The organism is Serratia marcescens subsp. marcescens ATCC 13880 (assembly GCF_017299535.1).
GTDB classification, from domain to species: domain Bacteria; phylum Pseudomonadota; class Gammaproteobacteria; order Enterobacterales; family Enterobacteriaceae; genus Serratia; species Serratia marcescens.
In genome coordinates this window covers 3,782,766-3,797,207 of record NZ_CP071238.1, presented here as the reverse complement: position 1 = coordinate 3,797,207, position 14,442 = coordinate 3,782,766, and the positions used below count along the sequence as shown (strand labels likewise).

Below are 14,442 nucleotides of genomic sequence, written 5' to 3'. Positions count from 1 at the left end.
CACCCGCCGGGCAGGGTAACTCAGTGATGCCAATCCTGATACTCCTGCTTGCGCCGCTCTGGCGCGGTTTCCGGCATCAGGCTCAGGCCGAGGGCCGACACCACGCCCAGCACCATCATGTAGCCGGCCAGCCCGTAGTAATGGCCGCCGGTCACCTGCAGGATCTTCACCGCCAGCAGCCCGAGAATGCCGCTGCCGATCAGCGAGCCGATCTGCCAGATCAGCGCGATGCCGCTGCAGCGCACGCGGGTGAGGAACAGTTCCGGGAAGTAGGAGGCCTGCGGCGCGTAGCACATGCTGTGGCCGAAGGTCAGCACCACGATCATGGCGATCTGCGTCACCCAGAAATTATCGAGGTTGATCGCCATAAAGAACGGCACGATGCACACCACCTGCAGCAGCGCGCCGGCGATGTAAACCGGTTTGCGCCCCAGCCGATCGGAGAGGCGGCCCATCAGCGGAATGGCGAAAATCTCCAGCAGCACCGCCACGATCATCGCCTCCAGCAGAATGCTTTCGTTGAGGTGGTTGGCCTTACCGTAGGCCAGCACGATCACCGTGAACATGGCGAAGGCGCAGGCTTCGATCAGCTTGGCGCACACCCCTTTGGCGATAAGGCCGGGATAGCGGCGGGCCACTTCCACCACCGGCCGGCTCTCCACCGCTTTGGTGGCGCGGATCTGGGTAAACACCGGCGATTCGTCGATCTTCAGGCGAATAAACAGCCCGACCAGCACCAGCAGCAGGCTGAGCAGGAACGGAATGCGCCAGCCCCAGTCCAGCATCTGCGCCGGCGACAGCACGGCGGTCAGCAGCGCGAACAGCCCGGACGGCAGCAAGAAACCGGCAGGCGCGCCGATCTGCACCCAGCTGGCGTAGAAGCCGCGCCGCGGCGGCGGCGCATATTCGGCGGTCATCAGCACCGCGCCGGCCTGTTCGCCGCCGACGCCGAAGCCCTGCAGCACGCGGATAAAGATCAACGCGATCGGCGCCCAGATGCCGATCTGCTCATAGGTGGGCAGCAGGCCGATGCAAAAGGTGCCGAGGCCGACGATCAGGATGGTGATCACCAGCGCCTTCTTGCGGCCGACCTTGTCGCCGATGTGGCCGAACACGATGCCGCCCAGCGGGCGCGCCAGGAAACCGACCGCGTAGGTGGCGAAGGCCGCCAGCGTGCTGATCAGCGGATCGGCGCTGGGGAAAAACAGCTGGCCGAAGAACAGCACCGCGGCGGTGCCGTAGGCGAAGAAATCATAGTATTCAGCGGCGGTGCCGATGGCCGAAGCGCTGGCGACGCGCCGCAGCAGCGGTTGATTGCCGGTATTGACGGCATTATGCGTGGTGACGGTCATCGGAAACCTCCCGGTCGGTAAGCGGCAGAGCGGCGACGGCGGCTTTGGCCCCCAGGCTCAGCAGTTGGTGATAAGCGTGGCTGACGGCGTGGACGAAGTCAGGCGAATCGGGCAGATCGCGGCCGAAGACGCTGTCGAGTTGCAGCAGCGCCAGGACGCGGGGCCGGCCTTCCTCGCTGCCGGCGACCAACGCGGCGAGGCGTTCGCGCAGCGGATCGCTGATGGCGATCGGCTCGCCTTGTTCATCGCGGCCGCCGACGTAGCGCATCCAGCCGGCGACGCCCAGCGCCAGGCAGTCGAAGCGGCTGCCGCGCGCCAGATGCCAGCGGATCGCGTCCAGCAGCCGTTGCGGCAACTTCTGCGTGCCGTCCATGGCGATCTGCGCGGTGCGGTGCTTCAACGCGCGGTTGCGGTAACGCTGCAGCAGCGAGTCGGCATACTGCGCCAAATCGACGTTCGGCACCTGCAGGGTCGGCGCCTGTTCCGCCAGCATCAGGTGGCGGGCGGCGCGGACAAAATCCGCATCCTGCATGCAATCGCCGACGTGCTGATAACCGGCCAGGTAGCCGAGGTAGGCGAGAAACGAATGGCTGCCGTTCAGCATGCGCAGCTTCATCTCCTCGTACGGCAGCACGTCGCTCACCAGTTCGGCGCCGACCTTTTCCCAGGCCGGGCGCCCCTGGGGAAATCGGTCCTCAATGACCCACTGGCTGAACGGCTCGCAGGCCACGCCGACCTCATCCTCGACGCCGCCCAGCCAGGTGCGCAGTTGCCGGCGGACCTCCGGCGTTACCGCCGGCACGATGCGATCCACCATGGTGGAAGGGAAGGCGACCTCTTGACGCACCCAGTCGGCCAGCGCCGGATCCTGCCGCTGCGCCAGTTCGACCAGCACCTGGCGCGTGACCCGACCGTTGGCCGGCATGTTATCGCAGGACATCACGGCGAACGGCGGCAGCCCGCGTTCACGGCGCAGGCGCAGCGCCGCCAGCAGCAGCCCCGGCGCCGACTGCGGCTGTGCCGGGTGGGCGATATCATGCGCGATCGCCGGGTGTTCCGCCATCAGCCGGCCGCTGGCGGGGTGGTGGCAATAGCCCTTTTCGCTGATGGTCAGCGAGACGATGGCGATCTCGGGCTGCGTCAGGGCCGCCAGCACCGCCGCCAGCCCGTCGGTTTGCAGGTGCAGCGCCTGGCGCACCACGCCGATGACCCGGCCCCGCCAGCCGTCGTCGTCCATCTCCGCCACCGAGAACAGCAGGTCCTGTTGCCGTAGATCGGCGATCTTTTGCCGGCCGTGCTGCATGCTGATTTCGCAGTAGCCCCAGTCACTGCCGTGCTCGCTGGCCAGCCTGTCGGCGTACATCGCCTGGTGCGCGCGGTGAAACGCGCCGAAGCCGATATGCGCCATGCGCGGTTTCACGCGCTCACGTGCGTAGCCGGGCCGGATAACGGCGGCCGGCAGCGCGCTGTGGTCGGAAAGTCTCATGTTCAATGTCCCTGGAGAGGTAAGCAAAGGGGCGAAGCCGCCCCGTCTGGCGTTAGGGTTTTAAGATTTGCACGCCCGCCGTTGCGCGCGGCGCCTTGATCACCAGCAGCACCAGCAGCGCGCCCAGCGCGGCGACGCCGCCCGCCAGCATAAAGGCGCTGTCGAATTTGCCGGTGTTCTGCACGATGTAGCCGGTGGCGATCGGCCCGATGATGCCGGAGACGCTGCCGATCAAATGAATGAACCCGCTGGCGCCGCCGACCCGGGATTTATGCACCACGTCCTGGATGATCGCCCAGTAGAGCGCGCCGGTAATGTAGAGGAAGAAGATCGACACCGACATCAGCATCACCGCCGGCACCACGCTGCTGACGGTGCCCGCCAACGCCACGCACACCGCCGCCGCCAGCAGGCTGGTGACCAGCACGATCTTGCGTGACAGCAGCAATTTGCCGGTGATGTTGAAGATCTTGTCGGAAATATAGCCGCCGAGCGCCAGCCCGACGAAGCCGACGATCCACGGGATCATCGTGGTCAGGCTCATCTCTTTGATGTTCAGGTTGTGCGCCTGCACCAGATACGAGGGGAACCAGCTCAGGAAGAAGAACAGGATGTAGCAGAAGAAGGCGAAGGCGGTGACCAGAATGATCGGCTGCTTCAGGTAGTAACCCAGGCCGTGCGGAGCGTCGCTCAAGGCGCTTTCCTCGCCGAGATTTTCCTGTTTCAACCGTGCGATCAGCGCCCGTTCTTCGTTGCTGACGCGTTGGCTTTTCGCCGGGTTATCCGCCACCACGAAGAACCACACCAGCATCCAGACGATGCCGATGGCGCAGATGATCATAAACGCCGGCCGCCAGCCGAACGCCAGCGCCAGATAGCCGACGATCGGCCCGGCCACCGCGCCGCCCAACGGCGAACCGGCGCTGAGCAGGCCCACGGCGGTCGCCGCCTGTTTCTTCGGGAACCAGCCGTTAATCATCTTGTTGGCCGAGGCGCAGATCGGCCCTTCGGCCATGCCGAACAGGACGCGCAGGATCAGCATTGAGTAAAAACCGGTGGCGATCGCCGTCATGCCGCAGAAGATGGACCACAGGCCGACCGCCACGCCCAGCACCAGCGTCGGGCCGAAGCGGTCGACCGCCAGCCCGCCGACGAAGTTGAAAATGGCGTAGCCGAAGAAGAAGCTGCCGAAGATCAGACCGAACTGTTCGGCGTTCAGCATCAGATCCTGTTCGATCATCGGCACGGTGATCGACAGCGCCACGCGATCGAGGTAGTTGATCATGTAGACCATGAACAGCAGGAACACGATGGTCCAACGCAGGTTTTTAAACATAAAGCACTCCACTGGGTGTCGTTTTAATCGTGATGCTTCGTTGTTTGCACGGGCGGCGGGCGCCGCCCCATGCCCCGATGCCGCCTTGGCGTTACTCGAACTGCAGCAGCACCTTGCAGCAGGTGCGCTGATCCCGCTCGAACATCTGCATCGCCCGTTCGACGTCGTCGGCGGGCACGCAGTGGGTGAGCAGCCGCTGCGGGTCCAGCTTGCCGTCCGCCATCCAGGCGATCACCTGCGGGAAGCGCGCGCTGTTCAGGCGCGAAGAGAAGATCGACAGCTCCTTGCTGGTGATGCTCTGCTGGGTCAGGGTGCAGGCGTCGCCGGAAAAGCCCATGATGCCGATGCGCGCCGCCGGCGAAGCCAGCGCGATCGCTTCCGGTAAAATGGCGGGGTGGCAAGCGGCATCGACGATCAGCGTCGGCTGAACGCCGCGCTGCTGCAGCGCCTGCGGCAATGCGGCCTCGGCGTTGTTGAATGTTTCGTCGGCGCCGTTGGCGCGCGCCATGTCCAGCCGCTCGGCGATGCGATCGACGACCCATACCTGCTTGACGCCATACACCCCTTTCAGCGTCTGGATCACCGTGAGCCCCATCGGCCCGGCGCCGTAGATCAGCGCGATGTCGTCGGGGCGCGGTTGCAGATGGGCGGTAATGTTGGCGGCGATGCTGAAGGGTTCGATCATCGCGGCGTGGCGATCGCTGATGGCCGGCGGAACCGGGTGGGCATTGCGCGCCGGTACGCAGGCGTAGTCGCTGAAGCCGCCGTCGCAGTGCACGCCGATCACCTGCAGCGAGGTGCAGACGTTGGGGCGGCCGACCGAACAGGGATAGCAGTGGCCGCAGCTCACCACCGGGTCTACCGAGACGCGTTCGCCGAGGCGCGCCGGATCGACGCCTTCGCCCAGCGCATCGATCAGGCCGAAGAACTCGTGGCCGATCACCCGCGGGTAGCGGGCGAACGGGTTATGGCCGTGATAGATATGGACGTCGGAGCCGCAGATGCCGGCGAATTTCACCTTGACCCGCACTTCGCCGGCCGCCGGTTGCGGCAGCGCGCGCGTCTGGATCGCCAGGCGCCCGGGCTGTTCGATCACGACGCTGCGCATGGTGTTTACCAGTTCCATAAGGTGCCATCCTCCAGACGCGCGACCGGCAGGTAGGCCGGTTCATACGGGTAACGGGCCGCCAGCTTCTCATCGAACTCGATGCCGATGCCCGGCTTTTCGCCCGGATGCATATAGCCGTCGTCGAACGTCCAGCTGTGCGGGAACACCTCGAGCATTTGCTCGGAATAGCCCATGTATTCCTGCACGCCGAAGTTTGGCACCCACAAATCGAAGTGCAGCGCCGCCGCCATGCAGATCGGCGACAGATCGGAAGGGCCGTGTGAACCGGTGCGCACCTGATACAGTGAGGCGAAGTCGGCGATGCGCCGCATGCCGGTAATGCCGCCCGCGTGCGTCAGGGTGGTGCGGATGTAGTCGATCAGCTGTTCTTCGATCAGCTGCTTGCAGTCCCAGATGCTGTTGAACACCTCGCCGACGGCGATCGGCGTGACGGTATGCTGGCGGATCAGGCGGAAACAGGCCTGATTTTCCGCCGGCGTCGGATCTTCCATCCAGAACAGGCGATACGGCTCGGCGCTTTTACCGAAGCGCGCCGCTTCGATCGGCGTCAGGCGGTGGTGCATGTCGTGCAGCAGGTGCTCGTTGAAACCGAACTTGGTGCGCACCGCGTCGAACAGTTTGGGGGTGAAATCGAGGTATTTTTCCGTCGACCACAGCTGCTCTTCCGGCCAGTCGCCCTTGGTGGCCGGCTCATAAGCCTGGCCTTTGCCCTTGGCCATGCCGTAAGTGGTTTTCATGCCCGGCACGCCGCATTGAACGCGGATCGCCTTGAAGCCTTGCTCTTTATGTTTGGCGTAGTCGTCGAGCACCTCGTCGATCGAATGGCCGGTGGTGTGGCAATACACCATCACTCCCGAGCGCGAGGCGCCGCCCAACAGCTGATACAGCGGCATATTGGCGGCCTTGGCCTTGATGTCCCACAGCGCCATGTCGACGGCGGAAATGGCGGACATGGTCACCGGGCCGCGCCGCCAGTAAGCGCCTTTGTAGAAGAATTGCCAGAGGTCTTCGATCCGCTGCGCGTCGCGGCCGATCAACTGCGGGCAGAGGTGATCTTTCAGGTAAGAGGCCACCGGCAATTCGCGCCCGTTCAGCGTGGCGTCACCGAGGCCGATGATGCCGTCATCGGTGGTGATTTTCAGCGTGACAAAGTTGCGCCCCGGGCAGGTGACGAACACCTCGGCGTTGACGATTTTCATAACCTTCACATCCTGTAGCTGCGGAGAGATAGCGCGAAAATATGCCATGAACTAACTACCATACAAGTATGAATTAATGAATTTGCCGGAGAGGATCACATTTGATCGCGAGTGGAAGCGGATGAACGGAGGGGAAGAAGCGGGGCGCAGCGGCTGCGCCCGACAAGGTTAGCCCAGCAGGGCGCAGTTAGGCGGCAGGCGGCATTCGATGGCCTGCGGCAACACTTCGATGCGGAAATGGCGGCCTTTGAGCGGTTCGCCGTCGAGGTTGAAGGTCATCTCATGCGGCGCGTCGATCTCGAGCCACGGCAGCGCCGCGCTGAGGATGCTGTTGCTCTCTTCGTCGTTGAACAGGGCGGCGACCAGCGCCGGCAGCAGTTCATCGGCGATCAGCAGGCGCAGCTGCAGCAGGCCGTCGTTGATCAGCGCGCTGGGGCACAGTTCCTGGCCGCCGCCGGCCTGTTTGCCGTTGCCGATGCCGATCACCAGCGCCTCGCCGGCCCAGCGGAAGTCCGGCCCGCGGATTTCACAGCGGTCGGCCTGCAGCGTATCCATGCGCAGCAGGCCGTGCACAAAGTAGGACACGCCGCCCAGCGCCGCCTTCAGCTTCTCCGGCGTTTCGGTGGTGATGCGGGTGCCGAAGCCGCCGGTGGCCATGTTGATGAAGTAGCGCTCGCCGTTGACCTTCGCCAGATCGATCGGCACTGAACGGCCCTTGATCGCCAGCTGCAGCGCCAGTTCGGGGGACGGAGGGATATTGCACGCCATGGCGAAGTCGTTGGCGGTGCCGAGCGGCAGGATGCCCAGCGCCGGCCGGTTGTGCGCCGGCAGCTGCACCAGCGCGGCGGCCACTTCGTTAATGGTGCCGTCACCGCCGCCGGCGACGACGGTGCCGACGCCGAGCTGTGCGGCTTCCGCGACATAGCGCGCGGCATCGCCGTGCTCCCAGGTGACGCGCACGTGCAACGTTATCTGTTCTTCGCGCAGCCGGTTGACCGCCTGACGCAGCTCTTCGTTACCGGCGCCTTTGCCGTTGATGATAAGCAGGGCGGACGCATGTGAGTGTTGAGGCATTGCCGATATCCTCCGGCGGAAAACCAAGAATGCCTCAAGATAAACCAGCTGCCGCCACCAGGCCATCAGAATATTCAGCTAATTCCGGTTATTTCCCGGCGCTCAGTGAATATGAAGCAATGCGAATTTATCTGAATTTTACGCGGAAATAAGCAAAGTGTTAAAGAAGCGAGGATTAATCGCTGTAGCGTTATTTATATATCGAAGCGGCGTGATTATTATTATTAAAACGGATAATGGGAATAAGTTATGGAAATAGGCGTGGTGGAAAAAAATAGGCGCACCCATAAAGAAAAAGCCAGCCCAAGGGAGATTGGGCCGGCTAAGGAGGTGGTTCCTAGTATTGCTATGCAAATATTTTCGTTGTTCGTTTTAAGCAGCGTGATAGTAACCAAGCTGCGCGCACATTGATGTGATCCAATTCTAATATTTGCTAAAAATCGCCGCCGAATGACGGCGATTCATTTTTATGCCCCGGCGCTATTTTCTTCCGCCAAATTGCGGATCAGCAACGCATAATTGAGATCGATATCCTGCGGGATCGGCAAATAAACGATATGGCCGTTGCCCGGCGCCACCTCAATCGATTCGCCTTTCTTATTTTTCATGCTCTCGAGGGTGAACACCACGTTGCCGCCCGGTGTCATCATTTCGACGCTGTCGCCGAGCGCGAACTTATTCTTCACGTCGACTTCCGCCCAGCCATCACGGCGCACGCCGGTGAATTCGCCGACGAACTGCTGGCGCTCGGAGAGCGAGGAGCCGTAGTCGTAATTCTGCTGCGCTTCGTGCACGTGGCGGCGCAGGAAGCCTTCGGTATAGCCGCGGTGCGCCAGGCCTTCCAGCGTGGTGAGCAGGGTCGGATCGAACGGTTTGCCGGCGGCCGCGTCGTCGATGGCGCGGCGATAGACCTGAGCGGTGCGGGCGCAGTAGTAGAAGGACTTGGTGCGCCCTTCGATCTTCAGCGAATGCACGCCGAGCTGCGTTAGACGCTCCACGTGCTGGATGGCGCGCAGATCCTTGGAGTTCATGATATAGGTGCCGTGTTCGTCCTCGAAGGCGCTCATATATTCGCCTGGCTTTTGCGCTTCAGACAGCATGAACACCTTGTCGGTGGGCGCGCCGATGCCCAGCGTCGGCTCGACGGTTTGCACCGGGATCGGTTCGTGCAGGTGCACGATATTGCCGGTGTCGTCCTCTTTGCCTTCCTCCGCTTTGTACTGCCAGCGGCAGGCATTGGTGCAGGTGCCCTGATTGGGATCGCGCTTGTTGATGTAGCCGGACAGCAGGCAGCGGCCGGAGTAGGCCATGCACAGCGCGCCGTGGACGAAGATTTCCAGCTCCATGTCCGGCACTTCGGCGCGGATCTCGGCGATCTCTTCCAGCGACAGTTCGCGCGACAGGATCACGCGGGTCAGGCCCATTTGCTTCCAGAACTTCACCGTCGCCCAGTTAACGGCGTTGGCCTGCACCGACAGGTGGATGTCCATCTGCGGGAAGGCTTCGCGCACCATCATGATCAGGCCAGGATCGGACATGATCAGCGCATCCGGGCCCATATCGATAACCGGCTTCAGATCGCGCAGGAAGGTCTTCAACTTGGCGTTGTGCGGGGCGATGTTGACCACCACGTAGAATTTTTTGCCCAGCGCATGCGCTTCGTTGATGCCCTGCGCCAGATTCTCGTGGTTGAACTCGTTGTTGCGCACCCGCAGGCTGTAGCGCGGCTGGCCGGCGTAAACCGCATCGGCGCCGTAGGCGAAGGCGTAACGCATATTTTTCAGCGTGCCGGCCGGGGAGAGAAGTTCCGGTGTAAACATAGTGTGTCTCGGTCTGATTTCAGGTCAGCACCACGCCACCTGATGGCGCAGTAAAAGCGGGGGATTGTAGCCGCAGCGCGGCAAGAAATCAGCAGTTAACCGGATTTATTCAAGGGAGATTGATCCCGGTCAAACGGAAAACGCGCGGTGGCGGCCACCGCGCGGGCGAAACGGGGGATCAGGCGCTCAAATCGCGGATGTCGGTGGTCGGGCCGTTTTTCGTCACCGACTGGATACCGTTTTTGGCCGCGCTTTCGGAGCTGTACATTTCGCTGACGCCGATCACCTGATGGTTCTTGGCCTTCAGCACAAAATAGGGCTGATTGCTGGCGCTGTGCTTCAGTTCGTACTGCGCTTCGTGCGGTGAATTGGTCTGCACCGAGGCGATGCCGTTCTCCGCCGAGGCTTTGCTGGCATACATCTCGCTGGCCAGAATGATCTCGCCGTTACTGGCTTTCAGGTTGAAGTGGTACTGTCCGTTCTTTGCTTTTTTCAGCTCGTAATGACCGATTGCCATGGTTCTTCTCCTGTAGGTTCCGATTCGTGATGTAAGTGTAGCCAATCGCTTGAAAATCGGCGGCTAAACCTCACAGCAGCTTAGTCGAAAAAATGCGCAGTTTTTTTGCGCCGGCGCGGAGTTTTCGTCCGAGAAGCACAGCGCCGCACGGGAAGCTAAGGGAGCGGGCGGCGATTGCGCAGTGCGCCGCATAACATGGGGAACAGGGTTTCACCCCGTGAGATCGTGCGTTACTGTTTGGCCGTTTCGTCAATGTGGATGAAAAATGAGCGACATATCTTGGCATCGACACGCTACAGGCATATGCTTTGGCCTATGCCTGCTGTGGAGGTGTCAAGATGGAAAGAATCGCAAAGCTGTTTAAAAACGGCAGAAATCAGGCGGTGAGGTTACCGGTGGAATTTGAATTTGATACGGATCGTGTCTATATCCGTCGCGATCGGGAGGGCAACGTGATTTTATCCAAATATCCGGCAAAGCCGGACAGCTGGGCACCGCTGCTGAGCATTATCGCCCAAACGCCGGTGCCGCAAGAATTTCTTGGCGCGGAAGATCGTCAGCAAGGGATGGCAGACCGCGATCCGTTCTCAGAGGAAGAGTAGGCGATGTACATGTTTGATACCAACACCGTCAGCCACTTGTTTCGGCAGCATCCGCAGGTGCTTAACGTCATGGAAAAGCTCCCGCCTTCTGCCGTATGTATTTCCAGCGTCACGGAGGCGGAACTGCTTTACGGTGTGGCTAAACGGCGGAACAAGGCGTTGCAAAGCATGGTCGAGGCCTTTCTTGCTGCAGTGACGGTCTATGCATGGGATAGCGAGGCCGCCCGTTGCTACGGTGAAATGCGGGCAACCATGGAGAGGAAGGGCAAAATCATGGGCGCGATCGATCAACTGATCGCCGCTCACGCGCAGAGCCGTGGCGCGACGCTGGTGACCAACGATCGCGCATTCGCCATGGTGCCCGGGTTGGCGGTTGAAGACTGGACGCGCTGATTTCCCCTAAACCCCATTCATCAGCCGGCAGGGCTCGGCTTCCCAGCGGTAGCCCACGCCGTATACCGAGCGGATGAAGGATTTTTCCCCGTCGATCAGTTCCAGTTTGCGGCGCAGGTTTTTGATGTGGCTGTCGATGGTGCGGTCGGTGACCACCCGGTAGTCGTCGTACAGGTTGTTCAGCAGCTGCTCGCGTGAAAACACGTTGCCCGGCTGGCTGGCCAGCGTTTTCAGCAGGCGGAACTCCGCCGGCGTCAGATCCAATAACTGCCCCTGATAGCTGGCCTGGAAGCGCGGTTCATCGATGTGCAGCAGGTCATCTTCCCGCGCGTTCTCCTGCGGCCGATAGCTGCGGCGCAGGATGGTTTTCACCCGCGCCACCACTTCGCGCGGGCTGTAGGGTTTGCAGATGTAATCGTCGGCACCGATCTCCAATCCCAACAGGCGGTCAATCTCTTCGATTTTCGCCGTCACCATCACGATGGGCACGTCGCTGAAGCGGCGCAGCTCGCGGCACACCGTCAGGCCGTCGGCCCCCGGCAACATCAGGTCGAGCAAGATCAGCGCCGGCGGATGCTGGTGCACGGTCGGCACCACCTCATTGCCGTTGGTCAGCCAGCGGGTGGCGTAGCCCGCCGCCTGGAGATAATCCACCAGCAGCTGGCCCAGCTTGGGCTCATCTTCAACAATCATGATTTGCACGGGTTGATTCTGAATGTCCATCAGGGCGCCTTATTTTTTATCGGGGTAGCAAATTCTACTGTAATGCGCACGCCGCCTAAAGGCGAATGCTCGGCGCGGATTTTCCCGTCGTGCGCTTCCACGATGTTGTGGCAGATCGCCAACCCCAGCCCGGAACCGCCGCTGGCGCGGTTGCGTGAACCTTCCGCCCGGTAGAAACGTTCGAAAATGCGCGTCAGTTGCTGATCGCTGATGCCCGGCGCGCTGTCCTGCCAGTAAAGGAGCAGCCGCCCCGGCTGTTGCTCGACGCCGATCTCCAACCGGCCGCCGGCGTCGGTGTAACGCAGGCTGTTTTCCAGCAGGTTATTGAACAGTTGGTTCAGGCGATCGGGATCGCCGAACAGCGGCGCCTGCGCCGGCAGATGGGTGACGATCTCCAGCCCTTTGGCGCGGAAGCGTTCGCGGAAGGCGGCGACGGCGATCTGCACCAGGTGCACGCAGTCCACCGAGGCCTTGCGATAGGCCAGCGCGCCGAGATCGGAGAGCGACAGCTGGTGCAGATCGTCGACCAGTTTGGTCAGGGTGGATACCTCGGCCTGCAGCGAGCTGAGCGACGCCGGCGTCGGCTGGCGCACGCCGTCCTGCAGCGCCTCCAGCTCGCCGCGCAGCACCGCCAGCGGCGTGCGCAGCTCGTGCGACACGTCGGCCATAAAGGCGCGACGCATCTGCTCGTTTTTTTCCAGCGAGGTGGCCAACTGATTGAAGTCGTGCGCCAGCCTGCCCAGTTCATCCTGGCTGCTGACCGCCACGCGGGTGGTGAAATCGCCGGCCGCCAGGCGGTGGGTGCCCGCCACCAGGCGCTTGACCGGGGCCAGCATGCCGCGCGACAGCAGCCAGGTCACCGCCGCCGCCAACAGGGTGGAGAGCGCGACGATAATCCAGCTGGTGCGCCGCTGCTGGCGATCGAAGTTGATGTCGGTATTGCGTGTCAGGCGCTCGACCGGGGTGGTGAGCACCCAGCCGACGATCTCGTTGTTGTAGCGGATCGGGTGGCGAGGCCCTTCCTTCGGCAACGGGCCGGAATGCCCGACCAGCCGATTGAACTGGCTGTCCACCACCCAAAACTGGGTGCGCCACCCCTTGGGCGGCAGATTGTGGCTGCTGTCGCTATTCTGCTCGAACGAACGCATGATTTGGTAGACCACCTGATCGTTGTTGCGCAGGAATATCCAGTTGCCATGATGGCTGTACTGTTCCTCCAGCGCTTCGCTCAGCATGTTGATGCGCTGCTCGTTGCTGCTCTTGATGTAATCGATAAAGCCGCGCTCAAAGCTGACACGCACCCCCCAATGCATGGTGATCAACACCAGCATGCAGGTAGCGAAAATGGCCAGGAACAGTTTTCCGGTAATGCCTATCCTCATTGCAACCTCGTTGAGCCGGTACCCGGCTCTTTGGTCAGCGTGCGGTTGGGCGCGCTATCGGCCGGCACGCGCGCGAAGGCGAGCGCGGGCAGAGCGATAATCAACGCCATACAGCAGTAGCTGTAAATGAATGCGCTGTGGATGGCCGGGCTATCGGCCACCACCTGGTGATGGGCGAAGCTGCCGATCAAGATGCCGGCGACGCTGACGCCGAGGCTCATCGACAGCTGCATGACCATCGACAGCAGGCTGTTGCCGCTGCTGGCCAGCCGGTCGGGCAGATCTTTCAGCGTCAGGGTGTTCATCGCCGAGAAGCGCAGTGAGTTGATCATCCCCTGGAAGAACAGCACCACCGGCAGCAGCCACAGCCAGCCGAGCATCGCCGTCAGCAGGAAGCTCAGGCTGACCAGCGCCAGCAGCAGCGTGGCGGCCACCAGCACGTTGCGGTAGCCAAAGCGGTTGACTACCTGCACCACGATGCGCTTCATGCCCATGCTGCCGATGATCATCGGGATCATCATCAGCCCGGCGTGGAACGGCGTGAAACCCATGCCCACCTGCAGGAACAGCGGCGTCATGAACGGCAGCATGCCGCTGCCGATGCGCCCCAGCAGGCTGGCCAGCAGCCCGATTTTGTAGGTCGGGGTGCGAAGCAGCCGCAGCGAGAACAGGGCGCGGCTATTGCCGTAGGCATGCCAAACATACCCCAACAGCGCCGCTGCGCCCAGCGCCACCAGGCCGGCGATGGCGCCGCCGGACAGCCCCATGCCTTTATGGCCGTCGAGCGCCAGCGTCAGCGACGCCATGCCGATCGCCAGCAGGATAAAGCCGCTGAGATCGAAGCGGCGGGTCTGCATTTGGTAGTTGGGCATCAGCAGCAGCGTGGCGATGGCGCCCACGATGCCCACCGGAATATTGATCAGGAAAATCCAGTGCCAGCTGGCGTATTGCACCAGGAAACCGCCCAGCGCCGGCCCCATCAGCGGGCCGATCTGGCCCGGCAGCGTCACGAAGGTCATCGCCGCCATGTACTGCTCGCGCGGCACGATCTTCATCACCGTCAGGCGCCCGACCGGCACCATCATCGCGCCGCCGACGCCCTGAAGCACGCGCGAGGCGATCAGCTCGTTCAGGGTTTCCGAACGGGCGCAGAGGAGGGAGCCGAGGGTGAACAGCACGATGGCGCTGAAAAACACCCGCTGTACGCCGACTTTGTCCGCCAGCCAGCCGCTGGCCGGCAGCGTCACCGCCACCGTCAGCACATAGGAGACGATCACCGACTGCATGTGCAGCGGGTTCTCCCCCAGGCTGGCGGCCATTGAGGGCAGGGCGGTGTTGACGATAGTGGTATCCAGCGTCTGCATAAAGAAGCCGAATGCCACTATCCAGAGTTGCCAGCGTACCGTGGCGGCGTGTTTCATCAGCATCA

Annotated in this window: 13 protein-coding genes; 2 read left to right on the top strand and 11 right to left on the bottom strand. The window is 62.3% G+C overall.

Translation table 11 applies throughout. The features are described 5' to 3' along the window. Window positions 1-20 precede the first annotated feature (20 nt). The 8 genes from J0F90_RS18150 to J0F90_RS18115 all read right to left on the bottom strand — a co-directional run bounded on the left by J0F90_RS18150 (window position 21) and on the right by J0F90_RS18115 (window position 9,913). Window positions 21-1,352: an MFS transporter gene (locus J0F90_RS18150; RefSeq protein ID WP_033639643.1), complete on the bottom strand. Its 1,332-nt coding sequence runs from the start codon at window positions 1,350-1,352 to the stop codon at window positions 21-23. Next, the gene (locus J0F90_RS18145) at window positions 1,333-2,838 is read right to left on the bottom strand and encodes a mannitol dehydrogenase family protein (RefSeq protein WP_033639644.1); all 1,506 of its coding nucleotides are present in this window, start codon (window positions 2,836-2,838) and stop codon (window positions 1,333-1,335) included. The genes J0F90_RS18150 and J0F90_RS18145 overlap by 20 nt, the downstream gene beginning before the upstream one ends. A 52-nt stretch (window positions 2,839-2,890) precedes the next feature. Continuing rightward, the gene (locus tag J0F90_RS18140; RefSeq protein WP_033639645.1) at window positions 2,891-4,174 is read right to left on the bottom strand and encodes an MFS transporter; all 1,284 of its coding nucleotides are present in this window, start codon (window positions 4,172-4,174) and stop codon (window positions 2,891-2,893) included. A 91-nt stretch (window positions 4,175-4,265) separates the two neighbouring features. Next, on the bottom strand, window positions 4,266-5,282 hold the full coding sequence (locus tag J0F90_RS18135; RefSeq protein ID WP_161781920.1) for a Zn-dependent oxidoreductase: 1,017 nt from the start codon (window positions 5,280-5,282) through the stop codon (window positions 4,266-4,268). 5 nt (window positions 5,283-5,287) lie between these two features. Then, window positions 5,288-6,502 (bottom strand): D-mannonate dehydratase ManD, encoded by a 1,215-nt coding sequence (manD, locus tag J0F90_RS18130; RefSeq protein WP_033639647.1) that lies wholly within the window; start codon window positions 6,500-6,502, stop codon window positions 5,288-5,290. A gap of 168 nt (window positions 6,503-6,670) precedes the next feature. Continuing rightward, a complete protein-coding gene (yegS, locus tag J0F90_RS18125; protein ID WP_016926701.1) occupies window positions 6,671-7,576 on the bottom strand; it encodes a lipid kinase YegS in 906 nt (301 codons plus the stop codon). Window positions 7,577-8,043: 467 nt separating this feature from the next. Continuing rightward, a complete protein-coding gene (trhP, locus tag J0F90_RS18120) occupies window positions 8,044-9,396 on the bottom strand; it encodes a prephenate-dependent tRNA uridine(34) hydroxylase TrhP (RefSeq protein ID WP_028127781.1) in 1,353 nt (450 codons plus the stop codon). A 178-nt stretch (window positions 9,397-9,574) separates the two neighbouring features. Next, the gene (locus tag J0F90_RS18115; RefSeq protein ID WP_016926703.1) at window positions 9,575-9,913 is read right to left on the bottom strand and encodes a YegP family protein; all 339 of its coding nucleotides are present in this window, start codon (window positions 9,911-9,913) and stop codon (window positions 9,575-9,577) included. A 338-nt stretch (window positions 9,914-10,251) separates the two neighbouring features. Here J0F90_RS18115 and J0F90_RS18110 point away from each other — a divergent pair, with 338 nt between their 5' ends. Continuing rightward, window positions 10,252-10,515 carry an antitoxin gene (locus tag J0F90_RS18110; protein ID WP_033639648.1) on the top strand — a complete coding sequence of 88 codons (264 nt, stop codon included), beginning with the start codon at window positions 10,252-10,254 and terminating at the stop codon, window positions 10,513-10,515. 3 nt (window positions 10,516-10,518) lie between these two features. Further along, window positions 10,519-10,908 (top strand): type II toxin-antitoxin system VapC family toxin, encoded by a 390-nt coding sequence (locus tag J0F90_RS18105; RefSeq protein ID WP_033639649.1) that lies wholly within the window; start codon window positions 10,519-10,521, stop codon window positions 10,906-10,908. 6 nt (window positions 10,909-10,914) lie between these two features. On the opposite strand, the gene baeR is transcribed toward J0F90_RS18105, so the two are convergent. From baeR to mdtD, 3 genes are read right to left on the bottom strand one after another with little or no spacing between them, the layout of a single operon-like run. Then, window positions 10,915-11,631 (bottom strand): envelope stress response regulator BaeR, encoded by a 717-nt coding sequence (gene baeR, locus J0F90_RS18100; protein WP_004941568.1) that lies wholly within the window; start codon window positions 11,629-11,631, stop codon window positions 10,915-10,917. Then, complete coding sequence (gene baeS, locus J0F90_RS18095) at window positions 11,631-13,013, bottom strand: envelope stress sensor histidine kinase BaeS (protein WP_016926705.1); 1,383 nt, start codon at window positions 13,011-13,013, stop codon at window positions 11,631-11,633. Before baeS ends, baeR begins: the two co-directional genes overlap by 1 nt. Then, entirely contained in the window at window positions 13,010-14,440 is a 1,431-nt protein-coding gene (gene mdtD, locus J0F90_RS18090; RefSeq protein WP_033639650.1) for a multidrug transporter subunit MdtD, read from the bottom strand. Before mdtD ends, baeS begins: the two co-directional genes overlap by 4 nt. Window positions 14,441-14,442 lie beyond the last annotated feature (2 nt).

Bases quoted from the DNA above. Each gene is read 5' to 3' on its own strand.
- J0F90_RS18135 (WP_161781920.1), bottom strand. From the start codon at position 5,282: ATGCGCAGCGTCGTGATCGAACAGCCCGGGCGCCTGGCGATCCAGACG.
- manD (WP_033639647.1), bottom strand. From the start codon at position 6,502: ATGAAAATCGTCAACGCCGAGGTGTTCGTCACCTGCCCGGGGCGCAAC.
- J0F90_RS18105 (WP_033639649.1), top strand. From the start codon at position 10,519: ATGTACATGTTTGATACCAACACCGTCAGCCACTTGTTTCGGCAGCAT.
- J0F90_RS18140 (WP_033639645.1), bottom strand. From the start codon at position 4,174: ATGTTTAAAAACCTGCGTTGGACCATCGTGTTCCTGCTGTTCATGGTC.
- trhP (WP_028127781.1), bottom strand. From the start codon at position 9,396: ATGTTTACACCGGAACTTCTCTCCCCGGCCGGCACGCTGAAAAATATG.
- J0F90_RS18150 (WP_033639643.1), bottom strand. From the start codon at position 1,352: ATGACCGTCACCACGCATAATGCCGTCAATACCGGCAATCAACCGCTG.
- baeS (WP_016926705.1), bottom strand. From the start codon at position 13,013: ATGAGGATAGGCATTACCGGAAAACTGTTCCTGGCCATTTTCGCTACC.
- baeR (WP_004941568.1), bottom strand. From the start codon at position 11,631: ATGGACATTCAGAATCAACCCGTGCAAATCATGATTGTTGAAGATGAG.
- J0F90_RS18115 (WP_016926703.1), bottom strand. From the start codon at position 9,913: ATGGCAATCGGTCATTACGAGCTGAAAAAAGCAAAGAACGGACAGTAC.
- mdtD (WP_033639650.1), bottom strand. From the start codon at position 14,440: ATGCTGATGAAACACGCCGCCACGGTACGCTGGCAACTCTGGATAGTG.
- yegS (WP_016926701.1), bottom strand. From the start codon at position 7,576: ATGCCTCAACACTCACATGCGTCCGCCCTGCTTATCATCAACGGCAAA.
- J0F90_RS18145 (WP_033639644.1), bottom strand. From the start codon at position 2,838: ATGAGACTTTCCGACCACAGCGCGCTGCCGGCCGCCGTTATCCGGCCC.
- J0F90_RS18110 (WP_033639648.1), top strand. From the start codon at position 10,252: ATGGAAAGAATCGCAAAGCTGTTTAAAAACGGCAGAAATCAGGCGGTG.